This window comes from Parazoarcus communis SWub3 = DSM 12120 (assembly GCF_003226565.1).
GTDB classification, from domain to species: Bacteria; Pseudomonadota; Gammaproteobacteria; order Burkholderiales; family Rhodocyclaceae; genus Parazoarcus; species Parazoarcus communis.
In genome coordinates, this window is sequence record NZ_QKOE01000004.1 from 23,025 (window position 1) to 44,177 (window position 21,153).

General features: G+C 64.2%; 16 protein-coding genes and 1 pseudogene. 7 read left to right on the top strand and 10 right to left on the bottom strand.

Annotated elements, in window-relative coordinates; genetic code table 11:
- Window positions 1–3: 3 nt before the first annotated feature.
- The 5 genes from DNK49_RS07185 to DNK49_RS07205 form a co-directional block, all read right to left on the bottom strand.
- The gene (locus tag DNK49_RS07185; RefSeq protein WP_110523667.1) at window positions 4–1,992 is read right to left on the bottom strand and encodes a phage tail sheath C-terminal domain-containing protein; all 1,989 of its coding nucleotides are present in this window, start codon (window positions 1,990–1,992) and stop codon (window positions 4–6) included.
- A gap of 131 nt (window positions 1,993–2,123) precedes the next feature.
- The gene (locus DNK49_RS07190; protein WP_110523668.1) at window positions 2,124–2,573 is read right to left on the bottom strand and encodes a phage tail protein; all 450 of its coding nucleotides are present in this window, start codon (window positions 2,571–2,573) and stop codon (window positions 2,124–2,126) included.
- Between the two features lie 16 nt (window positions 2,574–2,589).
- Complete coding sequence (locus tag DNK49_RS24575) at window positions 2,590–4,461, bottom strand: phage tail sheath family protein (RefSeq protein WP_110523669.1); 1,872 nt, start codon at window positions 4,459–4,461, stop codon at window positions 2,590–2,592.
- A 92-nt stretch (window positions 4,462–4,553) separates the two neighbouring features.
- Window positions 4,554–5,480 (bottom strand): hypothetical protein, encoded by a 927-nt coding sequence (locus DNK49_RS07200; RefSeq protein ID WP_110523670.1) that lies wholly within the window; start codon window positions 5,478–5,480, stop codon window positions 4,554–4,556.
- Window positions 5,477–6,100, bottom strand: coding sequence for a Pvc16 family protein (locus tag DNK49_RS07205; protein ID WP_110523671.1), 624 nt, complete (start codon window positions 6,098–6,100; stop codon window positions 5,477–5,479). Before DNK49_RS07205 ends, DNK49_RS07200 begins: the two co-directional genes overlap by 4 nt.
- A gap of 445 nt (window positions 6,101–6,545) precedes the next feature.
- On the opposite strand from DNK49_RS07205, the gene DNK49_RS07210 reads away from it, so the two are divergent.
- The 4 genes from DNK49_RS07210 (at window position 6,546) to DNK49_RS07225 (ending at window position 13,451) form a co-directional block, all read left to right on the top strand.
- Complete coding sequence (locus DNK49_RS07210; protein ID WP_165843286.1) at window positions 6,546–8,165, top strand: serine/threonine protein kinase; 1,620 nt, start codon at window positions 6,546–6,548, stop codon at window positions 8,163–8,165.
- Window positions 8,155–9,339, top strand: coding sequence for an OmpA family protein (locus DNK49_RS07215; RefSeq protein WP_110523673.1), 1,185 nt, complete (start codon window positions 8,155–8,157; stop codon window positions 9,337–9,339). Before DNK49_RS07210 ends, DNK49_RS07215 begins: the two co-directional genes overlap by 11 nt.
- A 149-nt stretch (window positions 9,340–9,488) precedes the next feature.
- A complete protein-coding gene (locus DNK49_RS07220; protein ID WP_110523674.1) occupies window positions 9,489–11,150 on the top strand; it encodes a serine/threonine protein kinase in 1,662 nt (553 codons plus the stop codon).
- Window positions 11,151–11,255: 105 nt separating this feature from the next.
- Entirely contained in the window at window positions 11,256–13,451 is a 2,196-nt protein-coding gene (locus DNK49_RS07225) for an OsmC domain/YcaO domain-containing protein (protein ID WP_110523675.1), read from the top strand.
- Between the two features lie 45 nt (window positions 13,452–13,496).
- Here DNK49_RS07225 and DNK49_RS07230 read toward each other — a convergent pair whose 3' ends face one another.
- From DNK49_RS07230 to DNK49_RS07245, 4 genes are all read right to left on the bottom strand, one after another.
- Window positions 13,497–15,710 carry a phospholipase D-like domain-containing protein gene (locus DNK49_RS07230; RefSeq protein WP_207806911.1) on the bottom strand — a complete coding sequence of 738 codons (2,214 nt, stop codon included), beginning with the start codon at window positions 15,708–15,710 and terminating at the stop codon, window positions 13,497–13,499.
- Window positions 15,711–15,836: 126 nt separating this feature from the next.
- Window positions 15,837–17,309, bottom strand: a complete 1,473-nt coding sequence (locus DNK49_RS07235; protein WP_110523677.1) for an amidase — start codon at window positions 17,307–17,309, stop codon at window positions 15,837–15,839.
- Between the two features lie 200 nt (window positions 17,310–17,509).
- The gene (locus DNK49_RS07240; RefSeq protein ID WP_207806912.1) at window positions 17,510–18,469 is read right to left on the bottom strand and encodes a dioxygenase family protein; all 960 of its coding nucleotides are present in this window, start codon (window positions 18,467–18,469) and stop codon (window positions 17,510–17,512) included.
- 147 nt (window positions 18,470–18,616) lie between these two features.
- Window positions 18,617–18,895, bottom strand: a complete 279-nt coding sequence (locus DNK49_RS07245; RefSeq protein WP_110523678.1) for a DUF302 domain-containing protein — start codon at window positions 18,893–18,895, stop codon at window positions 18,617–18,619.
- Window positions 18,896–19,020: 125 nt separating this feature from the next.
- On the opposite strand from DNK49_RS07245, the gene DNK49_RS07250 reads away from it, so the two are divergent.
- From DNK49_RS07250 to rhuM (DNK49_RS24955), 3 genes and pseudogenes are all read left to right on the top strand, one after another.
- Entirely contained in the window at window positions 19,021–19,230 is a 210-nt protein-coding gene (locus DNK49_RS07250) for a helix-turn-helix domain-containing protein (protein WP_110523679.1), read from the top strand.
- Window positions 19,231–19,476: 246 nt separating this feature from the next.
- Window positions 19,477–19,815: pseudogene (gene rhuM / locus DNK49_RS25100) on the top strand (RhuM family protein); the annotation flags it as partial.
- 67 nt (window positions 19,816–19,882) lie between these two features.
- Window positions 19,883–20,389, top strand: coding sequence for a RhuM family protein (gene rhuM, locus DNK49_RS24955; RefSeq protein ID WP_207806913.1), 507 nt, complete (start codon window positions 19,883–19,885; stop codon window positions 20,387–20,389).
- Between the two features lie 289 nt (window positions 20,390–20,678).
- Here the strand turns inward: rhuM (DNK49_RS24955) and DNK49_RS07260 are convergent, their stop codons facing one another.
- Window positions 20,679–21,137, bottom strand: coding sequence for a DUF302 domain-containing protein (locus DNK49_RS07260; RefSeq protein WP_133255096.1), 459 nt, complete (start codon window positions 21,135–21,137; stop codon window positions 20,679–20,681).
- Between the last annotated feature and the right edge of the window lie 16 nt (window positions 21,138–21,153).

Genomic DNA, 21,153 nt, shown 5'->3' on the forward strand with positions numbered 1-21,153 from the left:
GGCTCAGTCCTCCAGGCTCAGCGTACCGTCGCCATCGCGGCGCAGGCGGACGAGGATGAACTCCAGCGGCTCGGCCGGGGCCACGCCGATATCCACCTGCAACTGACCGGCTGCCTGCAGGCGTGCATCGCTGTGGATGCGCACGAAGAAGGACTCTGCTTCGCTGGCGCCGGCAAACGCGCCGGCACGGAACAAGCCGCGCAGCAGACTCTCGATCGAGCGTTGCAGTTCGCGCCACAGTGGTGGCCCATTGGGCTCGAAGACCGCCCACTGGGTATGCACGAGCAGTGCGCGCCGTAGCATCAGCATCAGCCGGCGCACCGACAGCTGACGCCAGTCGGGGTCGTGCGACAGCGTGCGGGCAGCCGTCAGCACGATGCCTTCGGGTTGGCGTGCGTAGCAGTTGATGCCAAGCGGGTGCAGTGCGTCGGCACGGCCCTCCGGCTGGGTTTCGGCGAGGTGGATGACTTCACGCGCGAGCGCATTGGCCGGGCCGTACTGTATGCCGCGCTCGAACTCGCGACGCGCAATGATGCCCGCTGCCACCACGCAGGGTGGCAGCGGGCGCAGCGCTTGCCCGGACTGGCCGTCGTGACGGCGGGCGGGGACCAGCCAGGGATGGTAGGCCGCCGCCCAGGGGCTGTCGAAACGCGCCCGCCACTGCTCGATACGCCCCTGGGACAGTCCGGGGGGCACGTCGAGCAGGGCGATGTGGTCGCGGGTCTGTTCGCAGAATTCGACGACCCGCAGCTGCAGCGCGGTGATGGACTCCAGCCCGGCACTGGTACGGGGGTCGAGCATCAGGCCGGTGAGCGCCAGCGGCGGGGTGGTGGTCGCCGCCTGCACCTGCAGGGTGTCGGCGCATTCGCCGAATTCCGCCCCCGCACTGCGACCGCTGACAATGTCCATCGTCTCCCCGCCTGCCCATTGCGCCGGCAGGTAGAGGTCGGGCACCACCAGCTGGGTGACCTGGCCGTTGTGAGCAAAGGCGGCAATGCCGTCACCCGGGCCTTCGTCCGCGGGCGTCCAGTGTGGATCGAAGAAGTCGTCGGCCTGCAGCCCACTCCAGTCGTCCAGCCCACCGCCCAGGCGTGCACTGGCATGCAGGGACTCGATGCGGGTGGCGGCCGGCTGCAGCCGGGTGCCCACCCAGCCTGGGTCCGGCCACAGCAGTTGCGAGCGGTCGCACAGGACGCTGGCAAGGTAATCGGCATGTTCCGGGGCGAGCGCGAGGTGGTCGAAGCGTTCCACCCACCCGGCACCGTCGTCGATCTCGATGCTGGCCCGGATCAGTTCGAGCCGGAGCGGGGCGACAGCGGGTGCAACATCCAGCGTCAGCCGCCAGTGGTGCCGCGCGGCCAGCGGGTCGCGGATACGGCGCAAGTCGGTGACGAGGGCAAGACGCTGGCTGCCATCGTTCTCCGTGAGACGCAGTGTGCTGCCGGCTGGCAGCGGCGCATTGGCCGGGGTGTCGAGATGGCCGGTTGTCCACTGAAAGGCTTGCGGTGTGCTGTGGAGGGCGAGGCGGACGCGGATGCGGCTGCCCCAGCTGCCTTCGTTGCGAGCGATGAAGCCGACCGGCACGCTGAAGACTCCGGCAACTTCAGTACGCGCGCAGCCGTCGTCGAAGCGTGCAGCGCGGTCATGGACAATGCGCACGATCCAGGCAAGCTGGCCGCCCTGCTCGAACCAGGCAGAGACGGCATGGGGTAGCAGACCGGGGCCGTCGAAGCCGCCGAAGTGACGCTGGTATTCGTCAAAGCTGCGTACCGCAAGGGCGACACTGCGCCGACACGGGCGGCCATCATCGAGCACACGGCGATAGCCACCCGGCCATTCGGCGTCGGTCACTGGCTCACGGGCGGGGCCACGTGGCGCAACGCCAGCGAAGCCGCATACATCCATGCGCTGCGGATGCAGTGCGGGTGGTGTGCGCGCCGGCAGCGCGAAGACACCGGGCAGGCCAAGCGGCGAGCGGACCTGGGGCAGCATCAGCGTGACCTCATTCCTCTGCACTCCGTGACGGGGTGGTGGCGATCGATCCGGCGCTCAGGCAGACGGTTCCGGGCCGGGTCCTGGGTGTTCATCTCCTCCCGCTGGGGAGGGGTTCGGGTTGCCGGGACTCATTCGTAGGTGATGCCCTCATGAGTCAGGTGCAACTCCTCCATGGCCACTTCGCCGCCACCTTTGGCAGCCAGGGTCGGGCCGACCCACTTCTTGGGCTGGGCATTGGCCAGGCGGAATGCGCCCACCGGGTTGCGGGCTTCGTCAAGCACGGTGATGGTGACCGAGCGCCGGCCGTCGCCGCCCTCCTGTACGTCCTTGACCCACTGGTACAGATCCAGCGAACCGATCAGCCCGCGCTTGAGCGTGACGTCCTCGAGCTTGAAGGTGTTGGGTACCTTGCGTACGGTATTGATCTTGTCGTTGCCGTTGCGGTACTCGGAGTAGTTGATCTCGGTGCCCAGCCCGGACACGTCGGAGAAGCCGGCGATCACGTCGGTTTCGCTGCCGTTGCCCAGCGAGACCAGAAAGTTGAAGGCGCCGTAGGGGTTGTTGCGCAGGGTGGCCATGGCGATGTCTCCTCAATCAGGCGCGGGCGTCGGCGGTCCATTGGCCGACGCGGAAGATCACGTATTCGGCTGGGCGGCTGGGGGCGATGCCGACCAGGCAGATCATGCGGCCGTTGTCGAGATCGTTCTGGGTCATCGTGGTGCGGTCGCAGCGTACGAAGTAAGCTTCTTCGGGCTTCGCGCCGATCAGCGCGCCGTCACGCCACAGCACGTACAGGAAGTCCTCGACCATGGTGCGGATGTTGGTCCACAGGCGGTCGTTATTGGGTTCGAACACCGCCCACTGGGTGGCCTTGTCGATCGAGTGTTCGACGTAGATGAACAGCCGGCGCACGTTCACGTATTTCCATTCCGGGTCCGAACTCATCGTGCGTGCCCCCCACACCCGGTTGCCGCGCCCTTCGAAGAAGCGCAGGCAGTTCACCCCTTCCGGATTGAGCACGTCCTGACGCGCCTTGTTGATGTTGATCTCGAACTTGGTCAGGCCGCGCACGACCTCGTTGGCAGGGGCCTTGTGCACCCCGCGCTCGATGTCGCTGCGCGCGTAGATGCCGGTGACAAAGCCGGAGGGGGGGAGCACCAGCTTGCGCGGCGGCACCCCGGGCGCGGCGGGAAACAGCGGGTCGAGGATCTCGATCCAGGGGTGGTAGAGCGCGGCATACTTGCTGTCGAAGCGACCGCGGAAGTCGCGGATTTCCGACAGCGAGCTGTTTTCCGGGCCATCGACCACCGCAATACGGTAGCGCCACTTCTCGGCATGGGCGATCAGGTGATCGGCGACCGCCTGGATCGAATCGATGTCGTCCATCGCACCACCGTCGGGAACGGCGACGATTGCGATGTCGGTGAGTTCGCCAAGTGCTTCCAGCCCGGTGGCGCGTACATCGACATCGTCGGGATCCGCCTCGGCGCCGCGGATGGCATCGGGGCCGGGCAGCGCGCCGTCCATGGCCACTCCGGCCACACCGGTCAGGCGTTTGCCGGCGTTCTGCAGCCCGACCATCAGCGCGGCGGGTGAGAAGGCATTGACGGCCGGGGTCCAGTCCAGCCAGACCATGGCGTTTTCGTCCTCGGGGTCGTCGAGTTCGAGCACCTTGCCAATGTAGCGGCGCTGGTCGGGATGGGCAGCCAGCTGATCGTAGACGTCGGTACGCCCTTCGGCGCCGAACACCGTGACGCGCAATTCCACCAGCAGGATCTGGCTGCCCGCAGTGACCGCGACCCGGTCGCCGCTGCTGTCGATGAAGTGCTGGCGCCCATCACGATCGACATCGATCACCCTCAGGTTGGCGGGGTTGAGTGGCGCATTGCCGACCGGCAAGGGGTCACCTGCGGCGACAATCTCGACCACCGCGCCATGGCGCACGCTCTTGACCTGCGGCCCCCAGCTGTCGCGACCAAGCAGATCTTCGGGATCGGCGGCATGCTGGAACGCCAGATTCTTGCCACGTACCGCGCGGGTGTCGACCAGCACGGCGCCATCCTCGCCTGGCCAGCGCGCGCGCCAGGTGGCGCTACCCAGGCTGACGGTGACGGCCAGCCGGGCGATGCAGTCGGCAACGGTCTGTCCGCCAGGTGGGGCGAACACCCGTGATACGTAGAGCCGGCGCCCGCCATTGTTGAAGAATGCGCGTGCTGCATGGGCCAGGTAGGCGGTGCGTTCGCCGTCTGCCAGCTGCAGCGGGGCCAGGCTGCCGTAGACGCGTTCGAATTCGGTGTAGGAGGTGATCAGCCGTGGCCGGGTGGTGGAGGGGCCGCCGGGGTACTGCACCGGGCCGTAGCGGGTGACCCCGGCATAGCCGGTGGTGCTGGTCGGCACGCCCTCGATCGACTTGGAGCGGAAGCTGACTTCTTCGACATATACGCCGGGGGCAAGGTACTCGGGCATGGTGTTCCCCTTTTAGTCCATCACTGCGGTTGCTCTGTCGCGTCGCGTCTGCCGGGCGGCGCACCTGCGGGTGGGGGTGGGTGTCATGGTTGTCAGGCCGGGATGTAGTCCAGCGCGTCGTCGTGGATCGTGCTGACCTCGCCCGGGCTCAGGACCCGTGTTACCGCGGCCTGGCGGACATAGCCCGGTGGTGCAGCGGTGCCAGCCAGAACGGCGTTGTGCAGGTCGCTGCCGGCGATCTCGATGGGCAGCTGGTCGAAGGCGTTGTCGCTGCCGCCCGCTGGCGGCAGGAAGACCCATAGGCGCACCGTGACACTGGCCGGCAGCGCTGCTCCACCGGGCAGCAGCTTGCTGCCCAGGACCGCAAGGAATTCGCCGCGGTCGTCACCGTGTGCCCAGCCGACCACGGTTTCATTGTCGAAGTCGGCTGCTGCCAGCGGATCGGAGGGGCGGGTGAGTGTGACCCTTGCCCAGGCGACCGGGGTGAGGGAATCTGCGTCCGGTCCTCTGCGGATACGGCCGCGCACCGCGGTGGCATTGGCTGACAGCGGCCAGCGAGCGCCGGGCCATAGACCGACCTCGCGAATATTGAACCATCCGCCAGCCGGCTGCAGTCCGTCCAGTTGCGGGATCAGTGCGAGGCGGCGCGGTACGTAGCGACGCGGGTCGTCCTGCGCATGCCAGATGCCGCTGGCGCCGTGGCCAGCTGCGATCGAGATCAGCAGACGGGTGGGATCATCGGCTGCAAGCGGGGGCGGCATGGAGGCCTTGTCGCTTGCCGCTCGGGTCATCACACGGGCGGCGTGGTCGCGCAATAGCAGCGCATGACGGCCGTGGCCGTGCGGTGCCAGGGCTTGACCGAGCGGGCGGTTGCCAATCGCTTCCAGCCGGCAGCTCATCCCGCCGGCTGGCTGGCCCGCCTGTGCGTCCAGCAAGGTCAGGCCCAGCGCCAGCCGGTGGCGTACGTGCGCAACTTCGCGGGTCAACGCCGGGTGCAGGGGCAGGGTGACCGTGCTCATGTCGGTATCTGCAGGCGAATGTCGGCATCGACCACTGGCGGTGCTACCGCGCGGCGGGCGGTGTCGATGCGGACGATGCGGGCGACGTAGGGCACTGACAGCCGGTAGTCGCTTGGCAGGGAGTCGAAGGTGCGCATCAGCGCCTCAGTAGAGATCTCCTCCAGCAGCAGTTGTACAGCGTCGGTGACGGCGGTTTCCGGTTCGCCGGCATAGTCGGGCATTGGCAGGGGTGGGCTGTGCAGCAGTGGCCCCGAGAGTACGGGCGTATGTTCGAGGGCCTGCATCGAACGCCCCACGATCATGTGCTGGTGTTCGGCGTTGTCTGCCCAGGGGGTCAGCAGGTAGTGCAGGTCGAGCGCGAGATGACCACGCCCGTCTGTGGTACCGGCGCCGGACCACGCGGCACGTACCGATTTATTGAAATCGACGCGGTAGAGCAACAGGGTGACGCCCTGGTTGCCGATCAGCTCGCGGATGGCATTGTCGTCGGCGAGATCTTCGGTGCGGATCAGCGCTGCGCGGGAGAGCCGGCCGGGGATGGGCTGGCGCTCGACGAAGGCCCGCGACAGCAGGCGCTCGATGCTGGTGCCAACGGCTGCAATGCCTGCGAACCCCGCCATGTCGTGTCCCCTCCGTTGAGCGACGGTATGCGGCCAGCAAGTTCCAGAGGGCTGTCGGATGTCGTACTGATTGGATTCACGACGTATGAATCCGCACTCTGTGTCGTTGCACAGTGATCCTTGCATACCCCATGTTCATTGGGTTTAGCAGAAAAAAAACAGAACGCAAGTTGCCGCTTGCGGCAGTTCGGGCATGTGGGCTTGCAGGGACGGTGCGTCGCTCCGGGGTCGGTCGTGCGGGCGGAAAAGCGTGCTTCATCGCCATCTGCGCGATGGAGGGGCTTTGTTGCTTCAACCCATCGTGCATGGCTTTACGCTATCATTTGGACCGTTTTTCATGCAGTCCACCTCGCGGTGTGCTGACCATTTTCTTCTTGCTTCACGCTCTTGCTTCACCCACCTCATCGCCCCTGAATACGCAGGGCCAGGCAGATACGCGACAGACATGAAAGAGGTCATCGGGAACTTCCGGATTCTCGGAAAGATTGGCGAGGGCGGCATGGGCACCGTGTTCCATGGTCGCGACCTCATGCTCGAGCGCGATGTGGCGATCAAGTCCTTGCGCCCGGAACTGGCCAGCAACGACGAGATCGTCGAGCGTTTCCGCATCGAGGCGATTGCGCTTGCCCGTCTCCAGCATCACAACATTGCCAATGTTTTCAGCTTTTTCGCTGAAGATGGGCAGTACTACATGGTGATGGAGTATGTGGATGGCGAGTCACTCGGCCAGCTGACTGCGCGCCGGGGGGCCCTGCCCTGGCGCGAGGCGGCTGGCTTGATCGTACAGGCCTTGCGGGGGCTGGAGCACGCGCACAGGGCGGGCGTGATTCACCGCGACATCAAGCCAGCCAACATGATGGTGAGTCGTGATGGCACGCTCAAACTGATGGATTTCGGCATTGCCCGGATCATCGAGAAGGCTGGCCTGACCCGTACCGGCTATGTGGTGGGTACCTTGCAGTACGTATCGCCCGAGCAGGTGCGTTGTCATGACCTGGACGAGCGATCCGACCTGTATTCGATGGCAATTGTGCTGTACCAGCTGCTGACCGGCCGGGTGCCGTTTGACCACGGTAGTGAGTTCGAGCTGATGCGCGCCCATCTGGAGCAACTGCCAGAGCCCCCTTCGCAGTTCATCGACGGCTTGCCACCCGAGCTCGAGGCCATTGTGCTGCGTGCCATGCACAAGGACCCGGCACAGCGTACGCCCAATGCACTCACCTTCCGCCGCGAGCTGGAGCAGCTGCTCGATGTTGAAGCCGGCTTTGCATCGGATCGTGAGGAGGCGACCGTCATCCGTCCGCGGCCCGACATCATGCCGGCGACTGTCGGTGCGAGTGCGATGCCGTCATCCACCGTCGCGCCGTCACCTGCGTCGGTGACTGTTGCGCCAGCCTTTGGCCCCTCCGTCGCAGCGGACACTACAGCCTCTGTCCAGCACACGCCATCCACCACGACCGGGGTCGTGCCCGGCATCGTCGAGGGGGTGGGCATGCGGCCGCGCTGGACCCTGATTGCCGCAGCACTGCTGGTGCTGGCCATTGGTGCAGCCTATCTGGGTGGGCGGACTGTGGGGGCCTTGAAGTCATCTGCCGTGCCGGAAGCGCAGGTACCGGTGTCCGCGCCGCCCGCTGCTGCCGCGCCCGGGATCGCTTCCCCGCAGACGGAAGACCACGCCGCGAGCCAGCCCACCCCCGATCTTGCCATTGCCCCGTCAGTTGTGCCGTCAGCAGGCGGCAGTGACCCCCGATCTGGTGCACTGCCGGCATCCGATGTGGCGTTGCCGGTTGTGGTCGCGCCCGCCGCGCCGGACACGGCCGAGCCTGCACCGCCACCGCTCCAGCGTGCACCGGCTGCACGCCAGACGGCTCAAGCCACGCCGACGACGGCGGACAAGGCACCGTTGCGCAGATCGCCCCCGCCCGAGCCGAGCGCCACCGCCGAAGCGCGAGCTGCGGCACCTGCCCGCAGCTCAAACTGCGCCCGTATCATTCAACAACTCAGCCTGGGTGAGGATTTGAGTGAGGCTGACCGAAGCTATCTGAGGAGCCATTGTGGCAACTGAATCGCGGACAAGATGGGGGGCGCTGCTCATTGCGGCGGCGCTGGTGCTGGGTTTGAGCGCCTGCAAGACTGCGCCTCGACAGCCAAATACCGACACGCTCGACCTGCAGGCGGCGACCCGGGTGATCGTCGATGACCTGCTCGCACAGGCCGGGCCGACGATTCTCGATCGCATGGTGTCGCGGCGGGTGGCCATCGACCCCTTTCTGGACGGCGATACAGGGCAACAGACGGTGGCAGCAAAACAGGCTGAAACCCTGCTGGTCGAGCAACTGAGCGCGCGCCGCAGCCACCTGCAGGTCCTGCCCTTCAGCGGCAGTGACATCGAGCGGACCGAATACCTGATCACCGGCTCCTTGAAGCGGGCCGGGCGCGACAGTGATGCCTATGTGCTGGCCGCATCGCTGACCGATCGCCGCATTGGCCTGGTGGTGGCGCAGTCTGCGGTACCGGTATTGCGTGCCGGCGTGGATGCAACGCCGACGCCCTTCTTTGCCGAGAGCCCCTCGCTGGTCAAGGACCGCGTGACTGAAGGCTACCTGGCTACGTCGCAAACCCCCGCGGGTGGGGCTGCGGATCCGGTCTACCTCAATGCCGTGCCCACGGCGGCCTTGCTGTCGGAAGCCCTCGAGGCTTACAACACGCAGCAATGGGAAAAGGCCCTGGAGTACTACACCGCAGCCGCAGCGCGGCCAGACGGTGCGCAGTTGCGGGTATTCAACGGCATCTACTTGTCCAATGTGCAGCTTGGCCGCAAGGAGGCTGCGCAGGAAGCGTTTGGCCGCATCGTGGCACTGGGTCTGGCGACCAACAACCTGGCGGTGCGCATCCTGTTCAATCCGGGCAGTACCGAGTTCTGGCGCGATCCGAGCGTGACCGGCGTGTACCCGATGTGGATACGCCAGATCGCGCGCGAGACCAAAGAGGGCGATTATTGCCTCACGGTGATCGGCCACACCAGTGCCACCGGCACCGAGGCGATCAACTCGCGCCTTTCGCTCGCGCGTGCGCGGACCATTCGCGACGCCATGCTGCGCGAAGTACCGGCTCTGGCCAACGCCCTGCGCATCGATGGCAAGGGGTCGAGCGAGAACATCGTCGGCAGCGCGACCGATAATGCGGTGGATTCGCTGGATCGCAGGGTGGAGTTCCGCACCACCGCATGTGGTGGCTGAGGCTTGGCGACCGCTGGGTTCGGGCGCACGGTCGGCCGGTGACTGCAACGGCGTTGTCGTGACTTTGCGCTATATTCATTCAATGCGCATCCGGGAACGCTACCCGGATTCAGCGCCTTCTTTTTCACGCAGTTGAACGGGTAGCCGCCATGAATGAGGTCATCGGCAGTTTTCGGGTGCTGGCCAGGATCGGCGAGGGAGATCTGGGACCGGTGTTCCAGGGGCGCGATCTTGACGACACGCGCGATGTCGTCCTGCTGTCACTGCGTTCCGAGCTTGCACTGAGGCCCGATGTCGTCGATGCCGCCCGTGCCGAAGCGGGGATGCTGGCAACATTGCGGCATCGCAATATTGCCGGCCTGATTGGCCTGGTGGAGGATGGCGGACAGTGCTGTCTGGTGCGCGAATTCGTTGCTGGCGAGTCCTTGGCGGAGCGGCTGCGTCGGTGCGGAGCACTCCCCTGGCGCGAGGCCAGTGGATTGGTGGTACAGGCGCTGCGGGGACTGGGCGAAGCACACAAGGCGCATGTCATCCACCGTGACATCACACCTGCAAACCTGCTGATTGCTGCTGATGGCACGTTGAAACTGGCCGGTTTCGGCATTGCTGGCATCCTGGACAAGGCAGGGCTGACCCGTACCGGCAGCGGCGTTGACGCGCTGCACTATGTTTCGCCGGAGCAGGTTCGCGGCGCACTGGTGGATGAACGCTCCGATCTTTATCTGATGGCCGTGGTGCTGTACCAGGCGCTGACCGGGCGGGTGCCATTCGAGCATGCCGACGAGGTTCAGTTGATCCGTGCCCATCTCGAGCAGATGCCGGTGCCACCGTCGCAGCATGTCCGGGGGCTGCCGATTGCGCTCGAGTCCATCCTGATGCGGGCCCTGGTCAAGGATCCGCGTATGCGTACCCCCAACGCACTGGCGTTCCGTCGCGAACTGGAGCAGCTGCTGGAGTCGGAGCCGGCTGCCGACCCTCGTCATGATGGCGTCACGCTCGTGGTGCCGTCGCACCAGGCGGCTTCTCGTCAGGCGGACGCTGCGGTACAGACTGCCCGTTCATCGGACGAGGCACGTGCTGCGGCCATTGCGCCCACCATGATTGTGAACCGGCCTTCCGGACTTGCAGCAGGTGATGCGCGACCGTCCGACGCGACTTACGCCGCCGCCATTGCAAATACCGTGGTGGTCCGCAGTCCGGTGGCCAGCCCTGCTCCAAAAGACTCCACTGCGGAAAAGGCTGCGGGCGCTGCAGCGCCGTCCGATGAGGCGTATGCAGCGGCAATTGCGCAGACCATTGTCGTTCGGCGACCGGTCATGGAGGGGGCGGCAGGCGAGTCATCGGCACCGCGCACAACACCGGTGGCGCGCACCGCGGCCGACACCACCGCCGAGGCGTCCAGCATTGCACCGACACTGGTCATTCGCCGTGGCGAGATGGTGCGTTCGTTCGACGACGCCCCTGCGGCCGGGGTCAGTACAGGCGATGAAGGCTACTCGGCAGACTATCCGCCGACCATCGTGATCCGTCGTCCGGTGGGTGCGAGCGCTCCCGCGCCGGGCGCGCCCCCGGCCGATGATCCGATGCCCAGTGAGATTCCTCCGACCATTGCCATACGCCGGAACGACGCAACCCCTGTAAACGCCGCGGCCGCAACCCGCACAGGCAGCGACCAGACCGGCCGCGCTACCCGGGAACCGCCTCCCGGACATGTGCAGCCCCCCGCGCCATCACGCTGGCCCTTGATTGCGGCCATTGCCATTGCAGTCGTGGTGGGCGCGGGTTACCTGGGATGGCTTTCGGCCGCTTGAGCGGCTGCACGCAACCGAGCTGCGCACGATCCAGCCCGGCTTCCGCTGGGGAAAACAGTGATAATGGCCGCCTATATGTTTTGAGCGCCATTTCAGGATTCCCCTATGGAAATCAAGGTCAATTTTCTTGACAAGCTTCGTCTGGAAGCCAAGTTCGACGACTTCACCGTGATCGCCGATCAGCCCATCCGCTACAAGGGCGACGGCTCGGCGCCGGGGCCGTTCGACTACTTCCTGGCGTCGTCGGCGTTATGTGCGGCCTATTTCGTGAAGCTGTACTGCGAGACCCGCAATATCCCGACCGATAACATCCGCCTGTCGCAGAACAATATCGTGGATCCTGAGAACCGCTACAAGCAGGTGTTCAAGATTCAGGTCGAGTTGCCGGAAGACATTTCCGCCGCGGACCGTCAGGGCATCCTGCGTTCGATCGAGCGGTGCACGGTGAAGAAAGTGGTTCAGACCGGGCCCGAGTTCGTGATCGAGGAAGTGGAGAATCTGGATGCCGATGCGCAGGCCCTGCTGACGCTGAAGCCGGAGGCTGCAGCATGCACCTATATCGTGGGCAAGGACCTGCCGCTCGAGCAGACCATCGCCAACATGTCGGAAGTCCTTGCGGGGCTGGGCATCAAGATCGAGATCGCCTCATGGCGCAATCTGGTGCCCAATGTGTGGTCGCTGCATATCCGCGATGCACATTCGCCAATGTGCTTTACCAATGGCAAGGGGGCAACCAAGGAAAGCGCCCTGGCGTCCGCACTGGGTGAGTATATCGAGCGACTGAGCTGCAATCATTTCTACAATGACCAGTACTGGGGGGAGGACATCGCCAATGCGGCGTTTGTGCATTACCCGGAGGAGCGCTGGTTCAAGCCGGGCCGCAAGGATGCTCTGCCGGCGGAAATCCTTGATGAGTACTGTCTGGCCATCTACAACCCCGATGGCGAGTTGCGCGCCTCGCATCTGTATGACACCAATTCCGGCAATGTGCAGCGCGGCATCTGTTCGCTGCCTTATGTGCGTCAATCGGATGGTGAGGTGGTGTATTTCCCGACCAACCTGATCGACAACCTCTACCTCAGCAATGGCATGAGCGCCGGCAACACGCTGGCCGAGGCGCAGGTGCAATGCCTGTCGGAGATTTTCGAGCGTGCGGTGAAGCGCGAAATCCTGGAAGGTGAGCTTGCACTGCCCGATGTGCCGCCCGAGGTGCTGGCAAAGTATCCCGGCATCGTGGCCGGCATCGACGCGCTGGAAAAGCAGGGTTTCCCGGTGCTGGTGAAGGATGCGTCGCTGGGCGGGGCGTTTCCGGTGATGTGTGTGACCCTGATGAACCCGCGCACGGGTGGGGTGTTTGCTTCGTTTGGCGCGCATCCAAGCCTTGAAGTGGCGCTTGAGCGTAGCCTGACCGAATTGTTGCAGGGGCGCAGTCTTGAGGGCCTCAACGATCTGCCACAACCGACCTTCGAGAGCGGTGCCGTTACCGAGCCGAACAACTTCGTCGAGCACTTCATTGATTCCAGCGGCGTCGTGTCATGGCGCTTCTTCAGTGCCAAGGCGGATTTCGAGTTTGTCGAGTGGGATTTTTCCTGTCAGGGCGCCGAATCCAATGCCGAGGAGGCTGCAGCCCTGCTGGCCATCCTCGAGGGCATGGGCAAGGAAGTGTACATGGCGGTGTATGACCAGCTGGGTGCAATCGCCTGCCGCATTCTGGTGCCAGGGTATTCGGAAGTCTATCCGGTGGAAGATCTGGTCTGGGACAACACCAACAAGGCCTTGCAGTTCCGTGCCGATATCCTGAACCTGCACCGTCTGGATGATGACGCGCTGGCGACGCTGCTTGCGCGCCTGGAGGAGAGCGAGCTCGATGATTACACCGATATCATCACTTTGATCGGCATCGAGTTTGACGAGAATACGGTCTGGGGGCAGCTGACGATACTGGAGCTGAAGCTGCTGATTCATCTTGCCTTGCGGCAGTTCGAGGAGGCAAAGGAACGGGTGGAGGCCTTCCTGCAGTACAACGAGAACACCGTGGAGCGTGTGCTGTTCTATCAGGCCTTGAATGTGGTGCTCGAGGTCCTGCTGGACGACGAGCTGGCGCTGGAAGATTACGAGGCCAATTTCCGTCGCATGTTCGGCAACACGCGCATGGACGCGGCGATCGGGTCGGTGGATGGCAGCGTGCGCTTCCATGGCCTGACGCCAACGAGCATGAAGCTGGAAGGGCTCGACCGACATCAGCGCTTGATTGACAGCTACCGCAAACTGCATGTCGCGCGGGCCCGCGTGGCGGCTTGATCCAGGTGGGCTGACTCGGCAGGCCTGGATCAAGCGAAGCGCGAATCAAATTGCCTTGAACAGGGCGTTGAACTCGTCAGCCGCCTTGCGACTGCCGCGCAGGATCTCGCGCGACAGCGTGTAGACGCGCTGCGTGGTGGTCGCGACATCCTGCTTCAGTTCGCGTCTCTGGACATCGCTCAGGCGGTCGTCGCCGGCATAGCGTGCGAGCAGCAGTTCGACCATCTGGTTGGTCTGCATCTGCAGTTCGGCGCTGTCGCGGCCAAGGGTCGCGGTGTGGTCGGCGATACGGCCAGGGGTGGCGATAAGGGTGTTCAGGGTGTCGCGGTACTCACGCACGAAGGCAGGGGCGTTGCGGATGAAGACGCCGTTGTTGCTGTCCATCATCAGGCTGCGCACGTCGGCATTGGCCGAGCCGATGAAGATGTCGTCACCAAACAGCATCACCTTGCTGTGCAGGGACAGCCGGCTGTCGTTGCCCGGTTGGTACTCCAGATAGCGCAAGGTGGCCGCATCGGCACCGGGCTTGCGCTCGCGCAGGTGGTCGGCCAGCGCCTTCAGCTGCCATACCGCGAGCAGGTTGACGACGTTGAGGTCGGTGGTCTCCAGCGAATTGGTCAGCAAGGTCAGGGTCAGGCCGCCGCAGTTGCGACTGCCGTCGAGCATGGCGCCGATGTCCTGCAGCAGGTTGGCAGGCAGGAATAAATATGCGTTGTGAAACACCACCTCGCGTGAGCTGCTGGCGTCGGCCAGGCAGATGTCGTGCAGGGCAGCGCGCCACAGCGCGTGGATGTGCTTGTTGGCAGCCTCTCCACCGTGATCGACGCCGTAGCCGCGTTGGCCGTTGCGGGTGGGCAGGTTCTCGAAATAGTGGATGCGGGCTTCGGCATCGATGCGCAGGGGCGCGGGCGTGCGCGCGGCGCGGTACGCCTGCTGGTAGCGGGTCAGGTGAGCGCGGTGGCGTTCCCCTTCGGCCTGCATGCGTTGCGCCAGCGTGCGCGCGCGACGGTCGAACTCGCGATCGAAGCAGCGGGCGTCGGTCGATGTCTGGCAGGTGCTCTGCGCCGCTTGCACGGCATCGAAATTGACCAGCAGGTCGTTGGGGGCATGCTGGCGGACGTCGTCCAGGGTGGCGACCATGCTGCGTAACTGCCACAGCCGGTCGAAGCTGGTGGCAAGTGCAGGGTCGGTACGGGCGAGCTGCAGGCCGACGTCGGTATCCATGAAGATGTACTTGCTGGAGAGGGGGTTGGGTTGCATGTGGTAAGCGTCTTCCACATTGCGTCCGCCAAGGATCAGCGCACCCTCGTCGGCCAGCAAGAACTTGTGGTGCAGGAACTCGGTGAGATAGTCCCAATCCTGTCGCGCCTGTGTGCTGTCGCGGCGGTTCAGTGGCAGCAGCGCGTTGACGGTATCGAACACTGGATTGACCTGCTCGCCGTAGGCGAAGCGGACGTAGCCCAGCTTCAGGCGCGCGCTCAGCCCTTCGACGCCCCCGCGGTAGCGGGCCTGAAAGTAGAGCTTGCCCAGACGCTTGAGCTGATCCGCCTGGGTGGACGTTGCGTCCTGCGCGCTGCTGCCCAGTGCGTCGGCGTCGATGGCCTGGCCTCGGGTGATGGCATAGGCGAGAAAGGACGTGTTCTTGCCATACAGCCCGGACAGGAACAGGCTGGAGCCGGCATAGCTGCGGTTGGTGACGGTCTGTCCGCTGATCGCCTCGGTGGCGAAGTGGCGTTCGACAGCAGCGAACTTGGCATCGTCGCAAGCACTGCCGGAGGCGCCGACGTCGGCGCAGCTCAGTGTCAGGTAAGCGGCATCCTTGATGATGTCCAGCGTCGGCCGATTGTAGAAACGGACCTCGATGCGGCCGGCACCCTGCTGTTCAAGCCAGGTGTAGCGGTCCAGGTCCTTGTAGGCGCTGAAGTAATCCACCAGCAGGCGTACGCGCACGCCACGCTGGGCGGCGTCGATCAGCGCCTGGGTCAGTATCGATGAGGAGTAGTCGTCGGCAAAGATGTAATAGGCCAGGTCCAGGCTTTCGCGCGCACTCTCGATGAGGCGCAGCTTGGCGGCAAAGGCGGCATCGTTGTCGAGGAAGGCGCGGCCTTCGCTCAGCTCCAGCGGCCCGGCGCTGGCCTGCGCGGCAACAACGTTGTCGAGTTGCGGCTTGGCCTTGAGGGGGTTCAGGCTACCGACCGTCGAGCAGGCGCCAAGCATGATGGTCGCGCCAAGGGTAAGAATGAAGAGATTGCGTTTCATGGGGGTTTTCATCATCCGGAATATGACGGCAGCGCTTGAATGCCTGTGTTCGATAGGCTGTTGTAGCACTTGAATCGCATGACTATGCATGGACCGTCTGCTCGCTGCAACGCCTGGGCTTGATTCTCAGCTGCCGCGGTCTGGTGTCTCGTCGGCCAGGGGCGGGAGGGTGTAACCGTCGAAGCAGGATTCGATCTGTGCGCAAGTGGCAAGCAGTTCTTCATCGTGCCAGCGGCGACCCACGAGTTGCAGCCCAACCGGCAATCCGTCTTCGATGCCTGCAGGCAGCACGGTCACCGGACTGCCGGTCAGCGAGAAGGGTACGACCATGCTGACAGTGGCTTCGATATAGGGCAGGGCATGGTCGTCGACCTGGATGCGTGGCGGTGGCTTCAGGCCGCCGAGCTTGCAGTGTGGGTAGGCCACGGTGGGGGCAACCGGGCACAGCCAAGCATCCCATTCGTCGAGAAAGGCCTCGAGTGTCACGATCAACTGCTCACGCAGGTTCAGCGCCTGATTGTAGCTACCGGGGCTGGCGCTCATGCCACGCAGGAAGGCACGGCCGACCGGCTGGCTGGCCGGGATGAGGTGGCCCGCGAGCGTCAGTCCGGTGCGTTCCGGCCAGGACATGCCCAGGCCGATCTCGCTGCCGGCGATGGTGCCATAGGCATGCCAGGCTTGGCCGAAGTCGAATCCGTCGGGACGACAGCGTGCCACGATGTGCCCTGCGGCGTGCAGCGCATCAACGGTGCGCGCGAGGGCGCGGCGGGTGCGCGAGCAGAGCGGCACGCCGTCGAAGTCATCCCACCAGGCGATGCGGCGGGGACGCTGCTGCGCCGATAGTGTGCGGGTGGGAATGGCGGGGACTTCGAGATCCTGCCCGTCTGGACCTGCCATGATCTCGAAGCCCAGCTGAAGGTCGGCGACGGACCGGGCCAGCAGCCCGAATGACAGCAGGTGGCGGACGCTGCGGGGTCTGCCCGGCAGATGGGGGATGTGACCGGTGCGAGGCAGCCGGTTTTCCGTTGCTTTCAGGCCTGCGACGCCGCAGAAGGCGGCGGGAATCCGGATCGAGCCGCCGATGTCGCTGCCCGGATCGAGCATGGCAAAGCCCATTGCAACAGCCGCCGCGCTGCCGCCTGAGCTGCCACCCGAGGTACGGCTCAGATCCCAAGGGTTGTTGGTCCGTCCAAACAAAGGGCTGTCGCATTGCGGGTTGCCTGCCAGTTCGGGCAGGTTGGTCTTGCCCAGCAGGATGCCACCCGCAGCCTTCAGCCGTGACACCAGGGTGGCATCCCGGGCGGGGATGTGGCTGGCAAGCGGCTTGTGGCTGCTGGTGGTGCGTATGCCGGCCGTTTCGAAAGCATCCTTGACGGTAAAGGGAATGCCATGAAGCGGCCCGAGTGGCCCCCGGGTGGCGACCCGCTGATCTGCATGGAGTGCGGCCCTCATTGCGCCGGCTTCGTCGAGCGTGACGACGGCGTTGACGTTGCGGTTGTGCCGCTTGATGCGTTCCAGGTGTTCGGTAGCGACGTCAGCGGCGGAGACCTCGCCCTGGATCATGCGGGCAAGCAGCTTGCTGGCAGATGAAATTTTCATGGACGGGTCGGAGGGCAAGCGCACATCCCGAATGAAGGGAGGTGTGATTCTATGCCATATGAGATGACTTGGGCCGGGATCATTCGTCGTCTGTCATGATCCGGCGGACGTCTGTCGAGCCGTCGTGAGGCTGGCCGTGGTATCGAAGGCCACCCGGTTGCGGGGTGGCGCTCTTCCAGAACGATGTTCGTCTAGCGGTTTCAACCTCGGTAGTTTGACAAGGGCGTACGCGGAGACCCATCAGGTGGGGGGCGGTTGCCGGGGCCTGGGCGCATGCCGCGAAGCCCCTGCACCGAGCACGCTGTCGCCTGGCCAGAGCCCTGGATCACCAGGGTCTTGTGCGCGAACATCACGCCGTCGTCCATGCGTTGCACATCCAGGATATAGGGGGTCTTGTCCGGTTCGCCGCCGACGACGTTGTCGTTGTCCAGGCGGGTGTCGGGCTGACCGTAGCCTTGGTAGAGCGGGTGTTCGGTGAAGATGGCGGTGTTGAGTTCGTCGGCAAACAGCAGTTGGGTGGTGACGCTGCTGGGCGCGCGGTCGGCGGCCACGTAATCACCAAGCTGGACACGCAGGTGGATGTGCACCGCGCGGCCACGGTACCAACCCGGATAGCAACTGTTGAAGTGTGCGATGCCCTGTGCGTCGGTGCACTGATAGCCGCGGAAGAACTGCTTTTCCACATCGGCTGGGTCGTTGTTGCACATGCGCGCGATACGGCCGGAATAGCCACCGGTGAGGTTGGTATGCCAGATTTCGACCACAGCGTTGGGCATGGGCCTGCACTGTTCATCGACGATGCGCAGCGCCAGACGCAGCGGGATGCCGTCCCACCCGTCGCTGATGTCGACCCGCTCGGGCGACGCGGTGTGGCAGGGGCCAATGGTGGTTTCGCATGCCAGCCGGCATGCACCCTCCAGTGAGGCGATGAAGGGGTTGGGGAAGCGGCTGGCGGCGCCGATTCGGGCCGTGCCGCCGCCGGCCCAAGGGCCTGTGGGGAGTAGGCTGGACGTCTGAGGGGTGGATGAAGAGACCAGGCTGCGTGTGCCGTAACCGAGCACGGGCGTCAGCAACAGGCCACCGATTGCCATGCGCAGCAAGGCGCGGCGATTCGTTTGTGGTGCGGGTGCAGCATGTTCCCGGCTATCAAGCTTTCGCATGGTCTTGTCCCCTGGCGGGTGGCAATCTGATGCGTGGGATTGTAAGGCGTGGTGGCTCGGGAGATTCTGGGTGAGGGGATAAAACAATGTAAATGCGATGCCGGCCACTGGCTTGAAGTCTGCCTCGCGTGGCGTTCTTGCTGAGGACTAACGTAGGGTATCAACCGTGCGCTGCACGATGCGTTCGAGCAGCGCATCGACTTCGGCACCGCCTGAAGTGGCGGCGCTGTGGCGATAACCCAGGTGAATGATCTTCGAGTCGGCCTGGATTCGATAGACCGCGATCGAGAGCGGGCACAAGGCGATATGGTGTGGCGACTCGATGCTCAGGCGTGCGGCGGCGCGGGCGCTGCAGAAGGTGTAGATGCGCGCATCGGCGAACAACTCCGGCGGGTGGCCCAGATCCGGTGCGGTGCGCTTGAGCATGTCGCTGAAATGGCTGGTGGCACGGCATTGAACCCTCGTCTGCTGCCCTTCAACCTGATAAATTGCAATCTTTACGATTTAAACCGACTCTATGCCATCCGAACCTCTGTTGACGGAGCGCTGCGATGACTGCTGAACCTTGGGTGTCCGTGGACCAGATTGCCGAGCATCTGGGTGTCACGCGCGACTCGATCTACCGCTGGATTGACCGCAAGGGGCTGCCAGCGCACCGCGTGGGTCGATTGTGGAAGTTCCAGGTTTCCGAGGTGGATGACTGGGTGCGGGTAGGTGGCGCTGAAGAAGATTCGAGCAGCTCTGTTCGGGACGGTAAATAAGTGTCAATTTTTGAAAACCTGGAACTAGTCCAACTCCGCGACTGGCTCCTGCCCCTGCTGATGAACAGCCTGGTGACGGTGGCCTAGACCATGGCCTCACGCAAATCACCGCAGCCGCCCAAGAAACCCGAGGTTTCCCTCGTCCGCTCGTCGGCGGCCGAGTACCTGACCTTCGTCGCCGCCAGCGGCCAGGGGGGCGTCGAGGCGGTCTATGCAGACGAGAGCATCTGGGTCACGCAGAAGATGATGGGCACCCTCTACGACGTAGAAACCCAGACCATCAACTACCACCTGAAAAAGGTGTTTAGTGACAGTGAGCTGGAGGAAGCTTCAGTTATTCGAAAATTTCGAATAACTGCCGCCGACGGCAAGACCTACGACACCCAGCACTACAGCCTGCCCGCCATCATCGCGGTGGGGTACAAGGTGAATTCCGAGCGCGCGGTCCAGTTCCGCAAATGGGCCACGCGCATCATCGAGCAGTTCACCATCAAGGCCTACGTGATGGACGATGAGCGCATCAAGGCCGGTGGTTCGGTCCTCACCGATCAGTATTTCGAAGAGCAACTGCAGCGTGTCCGCGAGATCCGCCTCTCCGAGCGCAAGTTTTACCAGAAGATCACCGACATCTACGCCACGGCCATTCTACGACGTGACGGCGAAGGCCACCAAGCGCTTCTTCGCCACCGTGCAGAACAAGCTGCACTGGGCCATCCACGGGCAGACGGCAGCCGAGGTGGTCTACCACCGTGCCGATGCCGATCAGCCCAATATGGGACTGACCACCTGGAAAGACGCGCCGCTGGGCAAGATTCAGAAATTCGATGTCGTGGTCGCCAAGAATTACCTGACCGAACCCGAAATGGCGCAACTCTCCCGCCTGGTCAACGCCTATCTGGATGTGGCCGAGGACATGGCGCAGCGCAAGATCCCGATGACGATGCAGGATTGGGAGACCCGCCTGAACCGGTTCATCGAGGCCACCGATCGCGAGGTTTTGCAGGACGCAGGCAAAGTTACGGCAGAAATCGCCAAGGCCCATGCCGAAAGCGAGTTTGAAAAGTACCGCATCGTGCAGGACCGACTGTTTGAAAGCGACTTCGACCGGCTGTTGAAACAGATTGAGGCGGGCAACGCGTCTGACTCTGGCAAGGAGTAAATCGGTGGGTATCGCGAGTTCGACTCTGTTCGCGTGACATCGCCATAAAACGGCGTCAAGTGCTTACAGAACCATCGTTTAGCGTTTTGCTGGCAGTCTTCCGCGACGAGGCTGGCTCCAAGGAGCAACGCGGCCTCTTCGACGCCATCGACCTTCCCGAACCCGCCGTCAAAACGCTGTAGTGCCAATCTTGAAAGCGTGATTTACGCATAATCAGTCACTTACACAAAAAAGTGTCGAACTCGGGGTTCCTTGACGAGTGCTGAGGTTAAAGTCATAAGACATTCGCTTAGCGCAGGGTGTCAACCGTCCTCCGAACGATGCGTTCGAGCAGCGCGTCGACTTCGGCACCGCCTGAGGTGGCGGCGCTGTGGCGATAGCCCAGGTGAATGATTTTCGAGTCGGCCTGGATTCGATAGACCGCGATCGAGAGCGGGCACAAGGCGATATGGTGTGGCGACTCGATGCTCAGGCGTGCGGCGGCGCGGGCGCTGCAGAAGGTGTAGATGCGCGCATCGGCGAACAGCTCGGGCGGGTGGCCCAGATCCGGTGCGGTGCGCTTGAGCATGTCGCTGAAATGGCTGGTGGAGATGTTGCCGATGCCTTCGGCAGCGATGGCGTCGGACAGGGCGAAGGCGACGTCCTCGAAGGCCGCGCCGGCAATTTCGCGGGTGACGATGCCCGGGTCGGCGGCTGCCGGCTGGAACAGGGTCAGCACTGCTGACAGCAAGCCGACGCCGAGGCGCAAGCATGCGCCACGGCGT

Excerpts from the sequence above, each read along its gene's own strand:
- DNK49_RS07185 (WP_110523667.1), bottom strand. The coding sequence starts at position 1,992 with ATGCTGCCCCAGGTCCGCTCGCCGCTTGGCCTGCCCGGTGTCTTCGCG.
- DNK49_RS07190 (WP_110523668.1), bottom strand. The coding sequence starts at position 2,573 with ATGGCCACCCTGCGCAACAACCCCTACGGCGCCTTCAACTTTCTGGTC.
- DNK49_RS24575 (WP_110523669.1), bottom strand. The coding sequence starts at position 4,461 with ATGCCCGAGTACCTTGCCCCCGGCGTATATGTCGAAGAAGTCAGCTTC.
- DNK49_RS07200 (WP_110523670.1), bottom strand. The coding sequence starts at position 5,480 with ATGAGCACGGTCACCCTGCCCCTGCACCCGGCGTTGACCCGCGAAGTT.
- DNK49_RS07205 (WP_110523671.1), bottom strand. The coding sequence starts at position 6,100 with ATGGCGGGGTTCGCAGGCATTGCAGCCGTTGGCACCAGCATCGAGCGC.
- DNK49_RS07210 (WP_165843286.1), top strand. The coding sequence starts at position 6,546 with ATGAAAGAGGTCATCGGGAACTTCCGGATTCTCGGAAAGATTGGCGAG.
- DNK49_RS07220 (WP_110523674.1), top strand. The coding sequence starts at position 9,489 with ATGAATGAGGTCATCGGCAGTTTTCGGGTGCTGGCCAGGATCGGCGAG.
- DNK49_RS07225 (WP_110523675.1), top strand. The coding sequence starts at position 11,256 with ATGGAAATCAAGGTCAATTTTCTTGACAAGCTTCGTCTGGAAGCCAAG.
- DNK49_RS07230 (WP_207806911.1), bottom strand. The coding sequence starts at position 15,710 with ATGAAACGCAATCTCTTCATTCTTACCCTTGGCGCGACCATCATGCTT.
- DNK49_RS07235 (WP_110523677.1), bottom strand. The coding sequence starts at position 17,309 with ATGAAAATTTCATCTGCCAGCAAGCTGCTTGCCCGCATGATCCAGGGC.
- DNK49_RS07240 (WP_207806912.1), bottom strand. The coding sequence starts at position 18,469 with ATGCGAAAGCTTGATAGCCGGGAACATGCTGCACCCGCACCACAAACG.
- DNK49_RS07245 (WP_110523678.1), bottom strand. The coding sequence starts at position 18,895 with ATGCTCAAGCGCACCGCACCGGATCTGGGCCACCCGCCGGAGTTGTTC.
- DNK49_RS07250 (WP_110523679.1), top strand. The coding sequence starts at position 19,021 with ATGACTGCTGAACCTTGGGTGTCCGTGGACCAGATTGCCGAGCATCTG.